At 71.3% G+C, this 15,153-nt stretch carries 16 protein-coding genes; 4 read left to right on the top strand and 12 right to left on the bottom strand.

The window, feature by feature from the left end; translation table 11 throughout:
• The 4 genes from IF47_RS32185 to IF47_RS0125040 form a co-directional block, all read right to left on the bottom strand.
• A partial coding sequence (locus IF47_RS32185) for an imidazolonepropionase-like domain-containing protein (RefSeq protein ID WP_425423646.1) occupies positions 1-159 on the bottom strand: 159 nt, incomplete at its 3' end.
• Positions 160-166: 7 nt separating this feature from the next.
• Positions 167-1,366 carry a cyclic dehypoxanthinyl futalosine synthase gene (gene mqnC, locus IF47_RS0125030; protein ID WP_031511275.1) on the bottom strand — a complete coding sequence of 400 codons (1,200 nt, stop codon included), beginning with the start codon at positions 1,364-1,366 and terminating at the stop codon, positions 167-169.
• A 103-nt stretch (positions 1,367-1,469) separates the two neighbouring features.
• On the bottom strand, positions 1,470-3,038 hold the full coding sequence (locus tag IF47_RS0125035; protein ID WP_031511276.1) for a serine/threonine-protein kinase: 1,569 nt from the start codon (positions 3,036-3,038) through the stop codon (positions 1,470-1,472).
• A gap of 33 nt (positions 3,039-3,071) precedes the next feature.
• On the bottom strand, positions 3,072-3,947 hold the full coding sequence (locus tag IF47_RS0125040; protein ID WP_031511277.1) for a menaquinone biosynthetic enzyme MqnA/MqnD family protein: 876 nt from the start codon (positions 3,945-3,947) through the stop codon (positions 3,072-3,074).
• 239 nt (positions 3,948-4,186) lie between these two features.
• On the opposite strand from IF47_RS0125040, the gene IF47_RS0125045 reads away from it, so the two are divergent.
• Positions 4,187-4,390: a cold-shock protein gene (locus IF47_RS0125045; protein WP_031511278.1), complete on the top strand. Its 204-nt coding sequence runs from the start codon at positions 4,187-4,189 to the stop codon at positions 4,388-4,390.
• 373 nt (positions 4,391-4,763) lie between these two features.
• Here the strand turns inward: IF47_RS0125045 and IF47_RS0125050 are convergent, their stop codons facing one another.
• From IF47_RS0125050 to IF47_RS0125075, 6 genes are all read right to left on the bottom strand, one after another.
• Entirely contained in the window at positions 4,764-6,116 is a 1,353-nt protein-coding gene (locus tag IF47_RS0125050) for a dicarboxylate/amino acid:cation symporter (protein ID WP_051718209.1), read from the bottom strand.
• Positions 6,117-6,572: 456 nt separating this feature from the next.
• Positions 6,573-6,911: a DUF4229 domain-containing protein gene (locus IF47_RS0125055; RefSeq protein ID WP_281179540.1), complete on the bottom strand. Its 339-nt coding sequence runs from the start codon at positions 6,909-6,911 to the stop codon at positions 6,573-6,575.
• A gap of 27 nt (positions 6,912-6,938) precedes the next feature.
• Positions 6,939-7,463, bottom strand: coding sequence for a GNAT family N-acetyltransferase (locus tag IF47_RS0125060; RefSeq protein ID WP_031511281.1), 525 nt, complete (start codon positions 7,461-7,463; stop codon positions 6,939-6,941).
• A gap of 31 nt (positions 7,464-7,494) precedes the next feature.
• On the bottom strand, positions 7,495-8,658 hold the full coding sequence (gene mqnE, locus IF47_RS0125065) for an aminofutalosine synthase MqnE (RefSeq protein ID WP_031511282.1): 1,164 nt from the start codon (positions 8,656-8,658) through the stop codon (positions 7,495-7,497).
• 187 nt (positions 8,659-8,845) lie between these two features.
• Positions 8,846-9,304, bottom strand: coding sequence for an Lrp/AsnC family transcriptional regulator (locus IF47_RS0125070; RefSeq protein ID WP_031511283.1), 459 nt, complete (start codon positions 9,302-9,304; stop codon positions 8,846-8,848).
• Positions 9,305-9,377: 73 nt separating this feature from the next.
• Positions 9,378-10,106, bottom strand: a complete 729-nt coding sequence (locus IF47_RS0125075; RefSeq protein WP_031511284.1) for a UbiX family flavin prenyltransferase — start codon at positions 10,104-10,106, stop codon at positions 9,378-9,380.
• A 97-nt stretch (positions 10,107-10,203) separates the two neighbouring features.
• On the opposite strand from IF47_RS0125075, the gene IF47_RS0125080 reads away from it, so the two are divergent.
• Together IF47_RS0125080 and IF47_RS0125085 are read left to right on the top strand one after the other, a co-directional pair.
• Positions 10,204-11,304: a hypothetical protein gene (locus tag IF47_RS0125080; RefSeq protein WP_031511285.1), complete on the top strand. Its 1,101-nt coding sequence runs from the start codon at positions 10,204-10,206 to the stop codon at positions 11,302-11,304.
• 156 nt (positions 11,305-11,460) lie between these two features.
• Positions 11,461-12,096, top strand: coding sequence for a rhomboid family intramembrane serine protease (locus IF47_RS0125085; RefSeq protein ID WP_051718207.1), 636 nt, complete (start codon positions 11,461-11,463; stop codon positions 12,094-12,096).
• An 84-nt stretch (positions 12,097-12,180) separates the two neighbouring features.
• On the opposite strand, the gene mqnP is transcribed toward IF47_RS0125085, so the two are convergent.
• Both mqnP and IF47_RS0125095 read right to left on the bottom strand, forming a co-directional pair.
• Positions 12,181-13,101, bottom strand: coding sequence for a menaquinone biosynthesis prenyltransferase MqnP (mqnP, locus tag IF47_RS0125090; protein ID WP_031511287.1), 921 nt, complete (start codon positions 13,099-13,101; stop codon positions 12,181-12,183).
• Positions 13,098-14,549: a menaquinone biosynthesis decarboxylase gene (locus IF47_RS0125095; RefSeq protein ID WP_031511288.1), complete on the bottom strand. Its 1,452-nt coding sequence runs from the start codon at positions 14,547-14,549 to the stop codon at positions 13,098-13,100. The genes mqnP and IF47_RS0125095 overlap by 4 nt, the downstream gene beginning before the upstream one ends.
• 134 nt (positions 14,550-14,683) lie before the next feature.
• Between IF47_RS0125095 and IF47_RS0125100 the strand changes: the two genes are divergently transcribed.
• Entirely contained in the window at positions 14,684-15,130 is a 447-nt protein-coding gene (locus IF47_RS0125100) for a PLD nuclease N-terminal domain-containing protein (RefSeq protein WP_031511289.1), read from the top strand.
• Positions 15,131-15,153 lie beyond the last annotated feature (23 nt).

The raw sequence follows: 15,153 nt of genomic DNA on the forward strand, positions 1-15,153 counted from the left end.
GGACCAGCGGCGGACGCGGGCCTTCGGATACTCCGCGTCCAGCTCCGCCAACGGCCCGACCGCCGCGATCCGGTCGCCCTCGACCGCCACCGCGTACCCCGCGAGCGGCTCGCCATCCCCGGTGAGGCGGACGGCGAGCGGGACGTGAAGCGTCAGCACCGCGGGGTCAGTTGGCGTCGAGGAGCTTGAGCTCCGGGTGGGCCGTGCCGCCCTCGATGGCCGTGGAGGACAGGTGGGAGACGACCCGGTCGTCCACCGGGTCGTTCGCCGGGTCGTCGTGGACGGCCAGGTGCTCGTACGTCGTCGAGCGCTGTGCCGGGACGCGACCGGCCTTGCGGATGAGGTCGATCAGCTCCAACCGGTTGGAGCGGTGCTTCGCCCCGGCGGAGGAGACGACGTTCTCCTCCAGCATCACCGAGCCCAGGTCGTCCGCGCCGTAGTGGAGGGAGAGCTGGCCGACCTCCTTGCCCGTCGTCAGCCACGAGCCCTGGATGTGCGCGACGTTGTCGAGGAAGAGCCGGGCGACGGCCAGGATGCGCAGGTACTCGAAGATCGTGGCCTGGGTGCGGCCCTTCAGGTGGTTGTTCTCCGGCTGGTAGGTGTACGGGATGAAGGCGCGGAAGCCGCCGGTGCGGTCCTGGACGTCGCGGATCATCCGCAGGTGCTCGATGCGCTCGGCGTTGGTCTCGCCGGTGCCCATCAGCATCGTGCTGGTGGACTCCACGCCCAGTCGGTGCGCGGTCTCCATGATCTCCAGCCAGCGCTCGCCGGACTCCTTCAGCGGGGCGATCGCCTTGCGGGGGCGCTCCGGCAGCAGTTCGGCGCCGGCGCCGGCGAAGGAGTCCAGACCGGCGTCGCGGATGCGGGTGATGGCCTCCTCGATCGTCACGCCGGAGACCTTCGCCATGTGCTCGACCTCGGAGGCGCCCAGGGAGTGGATCACCAGCTCGGGGAAGCGCTCCTTGATCGCGGAGAAGTGCTTCTCGTAGTACTCGACGCCGAACTCGGGGTGGTGGCCGCCCTGGAACATGATCTGGGTGCCGCCCAGCGCGACGGTCTCCTCGCAGCGGCGCAGGATGTCGTCCAGGTCCCGCGTCCAGCCCTTCTCGGTGTCCTTGGGAGCCGCGTAGAACGCGCAGAACTTGCAGGCGGTCACACACACGTTGGTGTAGTTGATGTTCCGCTCGATGATGTAGGTCGCGATGTGCTCGGTGCCCGCGTAGCGACGGCGTCGCGCCGCGTCGGCGGCCTGCCCCAGCGCGTGCAGCGGGGCGCGCCGGTAGAGCTCCAACGCCTCCTCGGCACTGATCCGTCCGCCCTCGGCGGCGCGGTCGAGTACGGACTGAAGGTCGGCGTTCTCGGTCACCGGGCGGTCCTCTCTGGTCGGTTCGACGCGTCCTCCTGGCACGGGACCGATCCAGCCTACGCCAGTGCTCCGAGGGCCCTCCGGCCGGTCGGCGCGCTCGTGGTCAGTCCTTCCTGACCAGTTCGCCCTCGGGCCGGCCCGCTGCCACGTCGCCGGACTCGTAGCGCAGCCGTCCCTCCCCGGCCAGGGTGAGGGTGACGGTGGCGGTCTCCTCGCTGCACACCTCGACCCCGAACATCTTCGGGGAGTCGCCCACGCTCCGCTCGGTGACCGTCAGGCGGGTGTCGGAGAACTCCTCGACCGTGCCCCTGGCCCGGCACTCCAGGCCGGTGATCTCGTAGACCATGCGGACGGCCTCCTCGCCCTCGCGTCCCTCGGAGACGGTCAGGGTGAGGGTGCCGCTGGGCACTCCGCCGCTGGTGCGGGTCCGTCCCTCCCAGGTGCCGACGAACGCCTCGGGCACCGTGTCGGGGGCCTTGTCGTCCCGCTTCCGGCCGCCGTCTCCCCCGCCGTCGGGGAACAGGAGGAGCCCACCGGCGACGGCGGCGGCCAGCAGCGTCCCGGCGGCGGCGAGCAGGGCGGGGCGGCGCCGTCCGCGTCCGCGTGGCGGTGCCGTCCCGTCGTCGGTGGAGGCGCCGCCGTACGAGGGGGGCGGGCCGAAGGCCCCCACCGGAGACGGGGACGAGGACGGGGACGAGGACGGGGACGGGGAAAGGGCCGAGGACGGTTCGGTCGGCGGGGCGTGCACGGGTTCGGCGCGTGGCGGCTCGTGCTCGGTCTCCAACTCCAGCAGCTCCACCGCGCGGCGGCTCACATCCTCCAGCACCGGCCCCGGCAACCAACCGGTGCGGACGGTCCCGGCCGCGCCGGCCGCGCCCGCCAGCCGACCGACGATCTCGGCGGGGGCCGGGCGGGCGGCGACGTCCTTGGCCAGACAGGCGGCGACGGCCTCCCGCAACTCGCCGGTCAGACCGTCCAGTTCCGGTTCCTCGTGGACGACCTTGTACAGCAGCGCCGCCGAGTTGTCGCCGGGGAAGGGCGGTGCGCCGGTCGCCGCGTGGGCCAGCACCGCGCCGAGCGAGAAGACGTCCGAGGCCGGGCCCACCTCGCGGCCGAGGACCTGCTCGGGCGACATGTAACCGGGCGAGCCGACGGTGACCCCGGTGGAGGTGAGCGAGGTGGCGCCGTCCATGGCGCGGGCGATCCCGAAGTCGATCAGACGCGGGCCGGCCGGTGTCAACAGGACGTTGGACGGCTTGACGTCCCGGTGCACCAGGCCGTGGGCGTGGACGGCGGCCAGGGCCTCGGCGAGTCCGGCTCCCAGCGCCCGCACGGTGTGCTCGGGCAGCGGCCCGTGCTCGGCGACCGCCTGGTGGAGCGGGGGACCCGCCACGTACCCCGTGGCCACCCAGGGCGTGGACGCCTCGGGGTCGGCGTCGAGCACCGGCGCCGTCCATGTGCCGCCGACCCGCCGCGCGGCGTCGATCTCGCGGCGGAAGCGTCGGCGGAACTCACCGTCCGAGGCGAGGTGCGGGTGCACGACCTTCACCGCGACCGTCCGGCCTCCTCGGCTGCGTCCCAGGTAGACGCGGCCCATCCCGCCGGCCCCGAGCCGCCCGAGCAGCCGGTACTCGCCGACGATCCGCGGGTCGTCCGACTCCAGCGGTCGCATGCTCCCCCTCGCCTCCCGCTCGACGTACGGCTCTCAGCTCAGGAGTTCGACGTCCACGTCGGCCGGGAAGCCGGTGGTGGGCCCGACGCGGCGGGCGAACTCAGCGATGCCGGCGAGCTGCTCCGGCCCCAGCCGGAAGTCCAGGGTGGTGAAGTAGCGCTCCAGCAGGGCGGCGTCGAAGGCCTCCCAGCGGGCCGCCTGCTCGGCCACCTTGCCGACCTCCTCCAGGGACAGGTCGCGGGAGGCGAGGAAGGCCCGGTGGACCTCCCGCACCGTCTCGGGCTCGCGCTCCAGGTAGTCGCGGCGCGCCGCCCAGACGGCGAAGACGAAGGGGAGGCCGGTCCACTCCTTCCACATCAGGCCCAGGTCGTGGACCTCCAGGCCCAGCCGGGGCGCGTCGTGGAGGGAGGCGCGCAGGGCGGCGTCGCCGATCAGCACGGCGGCCTGTGCCTCCTGCATCATCAGGCCCAGGTCGGGCGGGCAGGTGTAGTAGTCGGGCGCCAGTCCGTACCGCTCGGCGAGCAACAGTTGCGCCAGCCGTACGGAGGTGCGGGAGGTGGACCCCAGGGCGACGCGTTCGCCGTCGAGGCTCTCCAGCGGTCCCTTGGAGACGATCACGCAGGACATCACCGGTCCGTCGCAGCCCACCGCGATGTCCGGCAGGGCGACCAGGTCGTCGGCGTTGCGGAGGAACTCCACGAGGGTGATCGGGCCGATGTCGAGTTTCCCGGCCACGAGCCGTTCGCTCAGTTTCTCCGGGGTGTCCTTGGTCAACTCCAGGTCCAGCAGGGTGCCGGTCCGGGCCAGGCCCCAGTAGAGGGGGAGACAGTTGAGGAACTGGATGTGCCCGACGCGGGGCCGCCTCCGGGGGTGGTCGGCGACGGGCTGGTCAGCGGCAGAACTTTCCACCTCGTGAGGCTATCCCCGGCGGTTCGGCGGCCCGCCGGGGGGTCGTCACCCGGACGGCGGCGTGCCGGGGGTGATCAACCTTCCCCCCGGGGTGATGCCGTGCTAGGCTCGCGGCAAGTTGCAGTTTGGTTTCCCTTGCAGTACAGAGCCTGCGGAGCATGTGACCGCGGGCTCTCGTCGTTTTCAGAGTTCCTGTGGGTTCTGGAGCAGGGCAACCCTTATAGGCCCAAGGAGGGCTTATGGCTACCGGAACCGTCAAGTGGTTCAACGCCGAAAAGGGCTTTGGTTTCATCGCCCAGGACGGCGGCGGTCCCGATGTGTTCGTTCACTACTCCGCGATCAACGCCTCCGGTTTCCGTTCCCTGGAAGAGAACCAGGCGGTCACCTTCGACGTGACGCAGGGCCCGAAGGGTCCGCAGGCGGAGAACGTCACCGCGGCCTGAGTTGCCCCGGCTCGGCCAGAGCCCTGGCCGTGTCGGTCCGGAGCCTCCTCGGTACAGGAGCCCGGCGCCGGCAGACGACCGGATAAGCAGTACCCAAGGAGCCCCCGCCCCGGCGGGGGCTCCTGCCTTTTCCCCGCCGCCCGCGGCTTCCCGCGCGCTCCATGCGTTCTCTGCGTTCCGGAGGTTCCCGGCGTTCTCTGGGTTCCGGGCGTTCCTGGGATTCCGGGCGTGAATTCGGTGGCCCGCCCCGACCGTTTCCGGTGGAACGGGCACGGGCCCCTTTCCGCCCCGGGAGAGGTGGGGGGCGGAAAGGGGCCCGTGGGCTCGGTCGGCCCTGGATCGGGCCGGTCTCCGGATCAGACCGGTCCCTGGATCAGGCCGGTACGGCGGCCGGGTCGTGGCCGGAGCCGCCTCGGGGACGACCGGCGCTCCCGGTTCCGGCGCCGGCCTCGTCCGCCTCGCCGATGTCGAAGCTCCGGGCGGAGTTGAACGTGCCGAGGTCCAGAATCCTCTCGCGGGCGGCGACCAGGACCGGGACGACGACCTGACCGGCGACGTTGGTGGCGGTCCGGATCATGTCCAGGATCGGGTCGATCGCCAGCAGCAGACCCACGCCCTCCAGCGGCAGGCCCAGCGTGGAGAGGGTCAGCGTGGTCATCACGGTGGCGCCGGTGAGACCGGCGGTGGCGGCCGAGCCGACGACGGAGACGAAGGCGATCAGCAGGTAGTCGCCGATGCCCAGGGACACCCCGAAGATCTCCGCGACGAAGATCGCGGCGAGGGCCGGGTAGACCGCGGCGCAGCCGTCCATCTTCGTCGTGGCCCCGAACGGGACGGCGAAGGAGGCGTACTCCCGCGGCACGCCCAGACGCTCGGTGACCTTCTGGGTCACCGGCATGGTGCCCACCGAGGAGCGGGAGACGAACGCGAGCTGGATGGCGGGCCACGCGCCGCGGAAGAACCGCACCGGGCTCACGCGGCCGACCGTCGCCAGCAGCAGCGGGTAGACGCCGAAGAGGACCAGCAGGCAGCCGACGTAGACGTCGACGGTGAAGGTGGCGTACTGGCCGATCAGGTTCCAGCCGTAGACGTTGATCGCGTTTCCGATCAGGCCGAGGGTGCCCAGCGGGGCCAGGCGGATGACCCACCACAGCGCCTTCTGCAGCAGGGCGAGGGCGGCCTCGGCGAACGACAGCAGCGGGGCGGCCTTCTCGCCCAGCTTCAGGGCCGCGACACCGGCGACGGCGGCCAGGAAGACGATCTGAAGGACCTTCAGCTCGGTGAACGGCGTGACGACGTCCGTCGGGATGATCCCGGTGAGGAAGTCCAGCCAGGAGCCGGTGTTCTCGGGCCGCGCGCCGTCCTTCGGGGACAGTCCGGTGCCCGCGCCGGGGTCGGTGAGCAGGCCGATGCCCAGGCCGATCGCGACGGCGATCAACGAGGTGGCCATGAACCACAGCAGGGTGCGGGTCGCCAACCGGGCGGCGTTGGAGACGTTCCGCAGGTTGGTGATCGAGACGGTGATCGCCAGGAAGACCAGCGGGCCGACGGCCAGCTTCAGCAGTTGGACGAAGATGCCGCCCACCCGGTCGAGGGTGGTGCCGAGCCAGGCGGCCCCGGTGGTGCGGGCGACCCAGCCCAACAGAACGCCGAGGACCAGGCCGAGGAGGATCTGCGCCCAGAAGGGCACTCTGAAGGGCACTCTCGGCAGGGGGTTCCGGCGTATGCGCGGGGATGGCTCCTGGGACGTGCCGACGGGCACGCCGGGGGACGTGTTGGAGGACACGGACACACTCCGGTGAGGTGTGGGGGCACATCGTCTCCGAACGGTCGGAGAACTCGACGGTCCCGGAAAACTCGAACGGGGGGAAGGGCGCGCCGGAGAGACGTCCGGCCGCCGAAGGTCGTGACGGCTCAGCGGGGGCGACAGGCCGCGGACAGACAGCGGCAGAGGTCGACGTGCAGCCGGGCCACGAGCATCGTGCTCCGGGCCATGGGAGTGGTGCGGGCTGCTGTCGTCACGGTCCTCACGTCAACACTGTGTCTCGGCGGTCTTTCGCGGTCCCGGGCTCTCCCGAGAGAGCCGCCCGGCGGGGGCGGCGTCCGTGGACACACAACGCCCCGCCGGGGTGGTGTATTCCCGACGGGGCGTGCGGATTCACACGGAATGGTGTGACAAGGATTACGCGACCTCGTCCTCCTGGCTCTGGTTGGCGGCGATCCTCCGCTTGGTGCGCTCCACGCGCTCGGCGATCTGGGCGGACATCTCGTCGCGCTGCCTGCGCAGCAGCACCAGGCTGAGCGGCGCGGAGACGACCATGGCGAGCAGCAGGAGCCACAGCGGGTTGGCCTTGCCGATGGCCTCGGGGAGGACGCCGACGTAGGCGAGCACCGAGACGACCACGAAGCAGGCGACGAAGATGCCGAACCGCATGGCCGTGTAACGGAGCGTCGCGTGCGACGTGCGGCCCGGCGTTCCGTTCCGCGTGGTCTCCTGCTTGTTCTCCGGGGTGCTGGTCACGGTGGTGGTCCTTTCGTGTGGCCGGTGTCAGCGGAGCTGGAGCCACATGGTGATGTCGTCCCGGAAGTCGTCGTCCGTCACCTTGATGGCGTCCGGAACGCGGCCGACCTCCTTGTAGCCGCACGCCTCGTAGAACCGCTCCAGCCCCATCCCGCCGCGGCAGGTGAGCCGTATGCCCCGGACTCCGTCCATGTCCCGGACGGCCTCCTCGACGGCGGCCATCAGGGCCCGGCCCTCGCCCCGGCCCTGACGGTCCGGGTGCAGCATCACGGTGTACAGCCACACCCAGTGTCGCATCAGCCGGTGTGTGTTGAACGTGAGGAAGGCCGTGCCCGTCGGCTCCCCGTCCTCGTCGCGGGCCACCAGCAGCCGCGCCCGCCCCTCGGCCATCGCCGTGAGGTGCCTGACGAGTTCGGGCCTCACCTCCTCGGCGGTCACCGGCGGTACGAAGCCGACCGCGCCGCCCGCGTTGGTCACCGCCGCCCACAGCGCGCAGATCCCGTCGGCGAGCCGTCGGTCGACGGGCGGGTCGATCTCGTACCGCAGTGTCATCGTGCCGCTCCCACCGGTTCCGTCTCGGGGGTCAGACCCGCATGGGCTGCGGGGACTCGCGCCGCAGCGGGTCGGGGCCGTCGTACTCGCGGACGACCTCGTAGCGGGTGTTGCGCTCGACCGGACGGAATCCGGCGTCGCGGATCAGCTCCAGCAGGTCCTCGCGGGTGAGCTTGTTCGGGGTGCCGTAGTTGTCCGCGTCGTGGGTGATCTTGTACTCGACCACCGAGCCGTCCATGTCGTCCGCGCCGTGCTGGAGGGCGAGCTGGGCGGTCTGCAGGCCGTGCATCACCCAGAAGACCTTCACGTGGGGCACGTTGTCGAACAGCAGCCGGGAGACCGCGAACGTCTTCAGCGCCTCCGCTCCCGTGGCCATCGTGGTGCGGGACTGGATGCGGTTGCGGATCTTGCCGTCCTTCATGTCCACGAAGTCGTGCTGGTAGCGCAGCGGGATGAAGACCTGGAAACCGCCGGTCTCGTCCTGGAGTTCACGCAGCCGCAGCACGTGGTCGACGCGGTGGCGGGGCTCCTCGATGTGGCCGTACAGCATCGTGGAGGGCGTCTTGAGGCCCTTGGAGTGCGCCAGCCGGTGGATGCGCGACCAGTCCTCCCAGTGGGTGCGGTGGTCGACGATGTGCTGCCGCACCTCCCAGTCGAAGATCTCCGCGCCGCCGCCGGTCAGGGACTCCAGGCCGGCGTCGATCAACTCGTCGAGGATCTCGGAGGCGGACAGGCCGGAGATGGTCTCGAAGTGGTGGATCTCGGTGGCGGTGAACGCCTTCAGGGAGACGTTCGGCAGGGCCTTCTTCAGCTCCCGCAGCGAGCGCGGGTAGTAGCGCCAGGGCAGGGTGGGGTGGAGGCCGTTGACGATGTGCAGCTCGGTGAGGTTCTCGCCCTCCATCGCCTTGGCCAGCCGCACGGCCTCCTCGATGCGCATGGTGTACGCGTCCTTCTCCCCCGGCTTGCGCTGGAAGGAGCAGTACGCGCAGGAGGCCGTGCACACGTTGGTCATGTTCAGGTGACGGTTGACGTTGAAGTAGACCGCGTCACCGTTCAGTCTCGTGCGCACCTCGTGGGCGAGACCGCCCAGCCAGGCCAGGTCGTCGGACTCGTACAGGGCGATGCCGTCCTCACGGCTCAGCCGTTCGCCGGCGCGGACCTTCTCCTCCAGCTCGCGCTTGAGCCCAGCGTCCATGCGTCGCCGCCTCCTTGTCCTGTGTGCGGGTCCTGTGTGCGGGTCCTGTGCGGGGGTCTTCTGTGCGGGGTCGAGGGCGACCTCGTGCGGGTGGCCGTCCGTCGTGGGGACCAATCGAGCCTACGCCTCTCCCCGCTCCCGACCGGACAGGGCCCCCGGTCGGGGACGCCCGCCCCCGGGGCGCCGGTCAGCCCTCGTCGCCGGGGATCTCGCCGACCCGGTTCTCCCACTTGGTGGAGAGCACGATCGTCGTCCGGGTCCGGGAGACTCCTTTGGTCCCCGACAGCCTGCGGATCGTCCGCTCCAGGCCGTCCACGTCGGTGGCCCGCACCTTGATCATGAAGGAGTCGTCACCGGCGATGAACCAGCAGTCCTCGATCTCGGACAGCTCCCGCAGCCGGGCGGCGACCTCGTCGTGGTCCGCGGCGTCGGTGAGCTGGATGCCGATCAGCGCGGTGACCCCGAGCCCCAGGGAGGAGGCGTCCACGGTCGCGCGGTAGCCGGTGATGACCCCGGCGGCCTCCAGCCGGTTGATGCGGTCGGTGACGCTGGGCCCGGAGAGACCGACGAGCCGGCCCAGTTCGGCGTACGAGGCTCTGCCGTTCTCGCGCAGCGCCTGGATGAGCTGCCTGTCCACCGCGTCCATGCGTCTGGTGCCTTCCCTCGTCACGCGCTGTCGGTTGTCTGTGACCGAATCTAAGGCATAATGGTGAGTTTCCCTAAGACTGGCCTTGCGCAGACCCCAGCTTGCCTTGCCATCGGCGGTAGAGCCGGTGAGGGACGCCCACCGCGTCCAGCACCCGACCGGCGACGAAGTCCACCAGTTCCTGGACGTGGGTCCCGCCCGCGTAGAACGCGGGCGAGGCCGGCAGCACCACGGCTCCGGCCTCGTCGAGGGCCACCAGGTGGCGGAGGGTCGGGCCGTTCAACGGCGTCTCGCGCACCGCCACGACCAGCGGACGCCGCTCCTTGAGGGTCACGCTCGCCGTGCGCTGGAGCAGGTCCTTGGACAGGCCCAGCGCGATCCCCGCGACGCTCGCGGTGGAGGCCGGGACGACGAGCATGCCCTTGGCCGGGTACGAGCCCGAGGACGGCCCCGCGGCCAGGTCGCCGGCCGGCCAGTACCGCACGGTGCCGCCCACCGCGGCGCCTTCGGGGCTCTCGGGGTCCCCGGCGTCCCCGGCGTCCTCGGGGTCGATGACCGGCGCCTCGTGCGCGTCCGGCGTGCCGTCCGCGCCCCGGGCCAGCCAGCGCCGCAGGTCCTCGCGCCAGTGGGCGTCGCGGAAGGGGTGGCCCGTCTCGTCCAGCAGCGTCAGCCGCGCGGCCCTGCTGACCACCAGGTCCACGTCCTCGCCCGCCGCCAGCAGGCCGCGCAGCACCGACGCGGCGTACGGCGTCCCGGACGCCCCGGACACACCGACGATCCACGGCCGTCGCACACTGTCCATCACGGCACCGAGCCTAACGTCGTCGCGCCGCCCCCCTTTTTCCGGCCCGATCGTCCCGAACCTGGCCTCATCCGCCCCGACATAGTTGGATCGTCACATGCGCATCACCCGCAAGAGCCTGACCCTCGCCTGCTGCGCCTTCCTGCTCGCCGCCTCCACCGCCTGCGAACCCTCCGAACCGGGCGACGCGGAGAGCAGGACCCGCGGAGCCGTCGAGAGGCTCGGCGAGTGGGAGGCCGTGTCGGTCACGGCGCGCGTCGACGCCTCGGCCGACGAGGTGTACGCCTTCCTCCGGCGCGTCGCGCGGAACGGCGGGACGGCCCCCACCCGCGACGACGCGGCGTCGCTGTCCCGGATGGAGGTCGCGTTCACGGCCGGCACGGCGGAGAAGCCGCTGAAGGAGGTCGAGAAGGGGGACCGCCTCGACTCCGGCTCGATGGTGAACTTCGGGAGCCTGGACCTGACCGGCTACCGGTCGATCGGCACGGACTTCTACGTCCGCGCCGACTGGCGGAGGCTGGACGCGGAGTTCGACGGGAGCCACGCGACGGTGTCGCGGATCGCCGAGCTGGCCCGCTCCGCCGACGACCTGCCGCCCTCCCTGGCCGCCGCCCGCGACCTGTTCGAGGGCAGGTGGGTGCAGATGGACCCCGAGGAGTTCGACCACTTCGCGCGGGCGCTGGGCGGCAAGTACGGCGAGCGCGCCCAACGGCTGGCGAACAGCGTGGACCTCCTGCAGAGCGCCGGGGCCCAGCACCACGTGATCGACTCGGTGCGCCGGGCCCTGGACGAGCACGCCTCCTTCCGGGACGCCGGCCGCCGCGACGGCGCCGAACTCGTCACGGTCTCCCTCCCGGCCCGCGAGGTCGCCCGCGACCTCGCGGTCGCGCTGGGCCCGCTGGAGGAGCGCTTCGACGGCATCGGGTTCGCCTGGCTGGAACAGGCGCCGGACCGCGAGGTCACCGTGGAGCTGGCGCTGCGCGGCGGCACCCTGTCGGGAATGACGGTGGACCTGGGGCAGTTCCTCGAAACGGAAAGGGCTCGGGAAGCCGGGGACCTCGGGGAGCTGCCGCTCGCGCTCTCCATCGCCCCCGGGCGCGCGGTCCCGCTCAAGGAGCCGAAGAACGCGAAGTGGCTGGCCCCGCAGGACGTGATGGCCGCCGCGCTGTACGGGGAGCTGGGCTCGTCCGGCTCCTGACCCGTGCGGCCGGTTCCGGAACTTCCGCCACGGTCCGTGACGTTGTCGTACACGGCGGCGAAAGCGGGCAGACCCTCGGCGACGGCGGCGGGACGGCCCCCGGCGCGACGACGGCGACGCCACCGGCACGGTGGACATCGGAACGGAGAGGCTCTGATGGTGTACGGACCGTACGGATCGACGACCGGCGCGGCTCGCCCGTCGCGTGCCTCCAAGGCGGTGTCGGCGGGGGTGTTGATGCTGGCCTGGGTGGCCCTGCTGTGGCTGTTGGAGGCGATCGACGTCGCCACCGGCCACTCCCTGGACACCTACGGCATCTCGCCGCGCGAGACGGACGAGCTGGCCGACGTCATACCGGCGTCGTTCCTCCACTTCGGCTGGGACCACGTGGCCGCCAACAGCGTGCCCCTGCTGGTCCTCGGCTTCCTCGCGGCCGTCCGCGGCATAGCGCGCTTCCTCGTCGTCAGCCTGACGATCATCGTCGTCAGCGGCGTCGGCGTCTGGCTGACCGCTCCGGAGCACTCGATCACCGCGGGCGCCTCGGGCCTGGTGTTCGGCCTCTTCGGCTACCTCCTGGTCCGCGGCTTCGTGGACCGCGACGCCCTGGACATAACGGTGGGCATCACGGTCGTCCTGCTCTACGGATCGATCCTGTGGGGCGTGCTGCCCACGTCCTCGGGCGTCTCCTGGCAGGGCCACCTCTTCGGTCTGATCGGCGGTGTGCTGGCGGCGTTCTGGTTCCGCCGCTCCACCCCGGTCGGCCGGTCCCGGCGGGCCCGGCTCATCCCCTGACGCGACACGCCCCGGCGGCCCGACCCTCCACCGGGTCGGGCCGCCGGGGCGTGTCCGGCGTCGGACGGCCCGGCCGTCCGGCCGTCAGACCGTCAGGCCGCGCAGCACCAGGTCGGCCAGGGCACAGACGAACAGGGCTATCCCGATGAAGCCGTTGACGGTGAAGAACGCCCGGTTCAGCCGGGACAGGTCCCCGGGGCGCACGATGGAGTGCTCGTAGACGAACGCCGCCACCACGATCACCAGGCCGACCCAGTACGCCGCGCCGGCCTCCGTCAGCACCCCGTACCAGGCCAGCAGCGCCACGGTGACGACATGGCCGGCGCGGGCGCCGTACAGCGCGCCGGCGACGCCGAACCGCGCCGGGACGGACCGCACCCCGGTCTCCCGGTCGGTGGCCACGTCCTGGCAGGCGTAGATCAGGTCGAAGCCGCCGATCCAGACGCCGACCGCGAGCCCGAGGACCACCGCCTCCCACGACCAGGCGCCGGTGACCGCCAGCCACGCCCCCACGGGCCCGATGGCCTGGGCCAGTCCGAGGATGGCGTGCGGGAAGTCGGTGAACCGCTTCCCGTACGGGTAGACCACCATCGGCACCACGGCGAGCGGCGCGAGCACCAGGCACAGCGGGTTGAGCAGCGCGGCGGCGCCGAGGAAGACGGCCAGCGCGACCAGCGCGCCCGTCCACGCGGTGCGCACCGACACCACCCCGGTGACCATCTCGCGCCCCGCGGTGCGCGGATTGCGGGCGTCGATCTCCCGGTCGATGATCCGGTTGGCGGCCATCGCGAAGGTGCGCAGGCCCACCATCGCGACGGTGACGAGGAACAGCTCCCACCAGTGGACGGTCCCGTCGTCGAGGAACATCGCGGTGAGCGAGGCCATGTAGGCGAAGGGCAGCGCGAAGACCGAGTGCTCGATCATCACCAGCCGCAGGAACGCCCTGACCTTCCCCGCGGAGGGCACCGGCCGGGGCCCGGTGACGCCTTCGGAGACGGAACTCACAGGCCGTACTCCCGCCAGCGTCGGGTGACCTTGGCCGCGGTCTCCGGGTCGGAGACGACCATGTTCGGCCAGCCGCCGTCGCGCGTGTACCCCTCCTCGGGCCACTTGGCGGTGGCGTCGATGCCGGCCTTGCCTCCCCAGAACTGCTGGTACGAGGCGTGGTCCAGATGGTCGACCGGGCCTTCGGTGAGGAGCAGGTCACGGGAGTAGTCGGTGTTGCCCAGGGCCCGCCAGGCCACCTCGTGGAGGTCGTGGACGTCACAGTCGGCGTCCACCACGATGATCAGCTTGGTCAGCGACATCATGTGCGCGCCCCAGATGGCGGACATCACCTTCTGCGCGTGCTTGGGGTACTTCTTGTCGATCGAGACGATCGCGCAGTTGTGGAAGCCGCCCGCCTCGGGGAGGTGGTAGTCCACGATGTCCGGAATGATGATCTTCAGCAGGGGCAGGAAGAACCGCTCCGTGGCCCGTCCCAGCGGTCCGTCCTCCGTCGGCGGACGGCCGACGACGATCGACTGGAAGACCGGCCGCCTGCGCATGGTCACGCAGTCGATGGTCAGCGCCGGGAAGTCCTCCTGGGGGGTGTAGAAGCCGGTGTGGTCGCCGAACGGCCCCTCCGGCAGCATCTTCCCCGGCTCCAGCCAACCCTCCAGCACCACCTCGGCGTTGGCCGGTACCTGGAGCGGCACCGTCTTGCAGTCCACCATCTCCACCCGCTTGCCCTGGAGGAAGCCCGCGAGGAGGTACTCGTCGATGTCCGCGGGCAACGGCGCGGTGGAGGCGTACGTCACAGCCGGCGGGCAGCCGAAGGCGATGGCGACCGGCAGTCTCTCGCCGCGCCGCGCGGCGACCTGGTAGTGGTTGCGGCTGTCCTTGTGGATCTGCCAGTGCATCCCGATGGTGCGCTTGTCGTGGCGCTGGAGCCGGTACAGGCCGAGGTTGCGGATGCCGGTCTCGGGGTCCTTGGTGTGGGTGAGGCCCAGGTTGAAGAAGGAGCCGCCGTCCTCGGGCCAGGTGAACAGCGCGGGCAGCTTCTCCAGGTCGACGTCGTCGCCGGTGAGCACCACGTCCTGGACGGGCGCCTCCTTGACCTTCTTCGGCGGGACGTGCGTCATCGAGCCGAGCTTGCCGAAGGCCTCGCGCATGCCGACGAATCCCTGCGGCAGCTCCGGCTTGAGCAGCCCGCCGATCTTCTCGCCGATCTCGTCGTAGGACTTCAGGCCCAGCGCCTTGAGGAGGCGTCGGTCGGTGCCGTAGACGTTCATCGCCAACGGGACCGTGGTGCCCTTGACGTTCTCGAAGAGGAGGGCCGGCCCGCCGGACTTCTGGACCCGGTCGACGATCTCCCCGACCTCCAGATGGGGATCGACCTCGGCCTTGACGCGAATGAGGTCACCGTCACGCTCCAGGGCCCGCAGCAGCGAGCGGAGATCGTCGTAAGCCATGGGGCAAGTATCCGATACCCATTACCCTGGGCGTGTCACGGGTCCTTTTCCCGGTTCCGCCCGCAATCCCGGCCCGACGGGCCCCACAAGAGCCCACACGTGCCGTATCCATCGCTTCACAGGGGGCGTTGCCCATGCTCAGGCTTCTTCCGACCGTTCTCGTCCTGGCGGTGTGGATCTACGCCTTCGTCGACTGCCTCAACACCCCGGAGAAAGAGGTCCGCAAGCTGCCCAAGGTGGCCTGGGTCCTGATCATCCTGTTCTTCGGCACGGTGCTGCTGGGGCCCATCGCCTGGTTCGTGGCCGGTCGGCCGCGCCGGAACGCGCCCTACGGCGCCGTCCGGCCCACCGAGCGCCGTTGGGTCGCCCCGGACGACAACCCGGAGTTCCTGAAGTCGATCGGCGAACGGACGCGGAAGCCCGAGCCGGAGAAGGCCGAGGAGAAGCCGTCCGACGAGTCCGCCCCCTCCTCCGAGGCCGAGCGCCGGCGGGGGAAGGACGAGACGGTCCGCGACGAGAGCCGCAACAGCCGCGACAGCGAGAGCGGCGGGCCCGAGGACAACGTCCCGCCCGCCGCCTGAGCCGGGCGGGCGGACCGCCCGGC

This window comes from Streptomyces megasporus (assembly GCF_000718985.1).
Lineage (GTDB): Bacteria > Actinomycetota > Actinomycetes > Streptomycetales > Streptomycetaceae > Streptomyces > Streptomyces megasporus.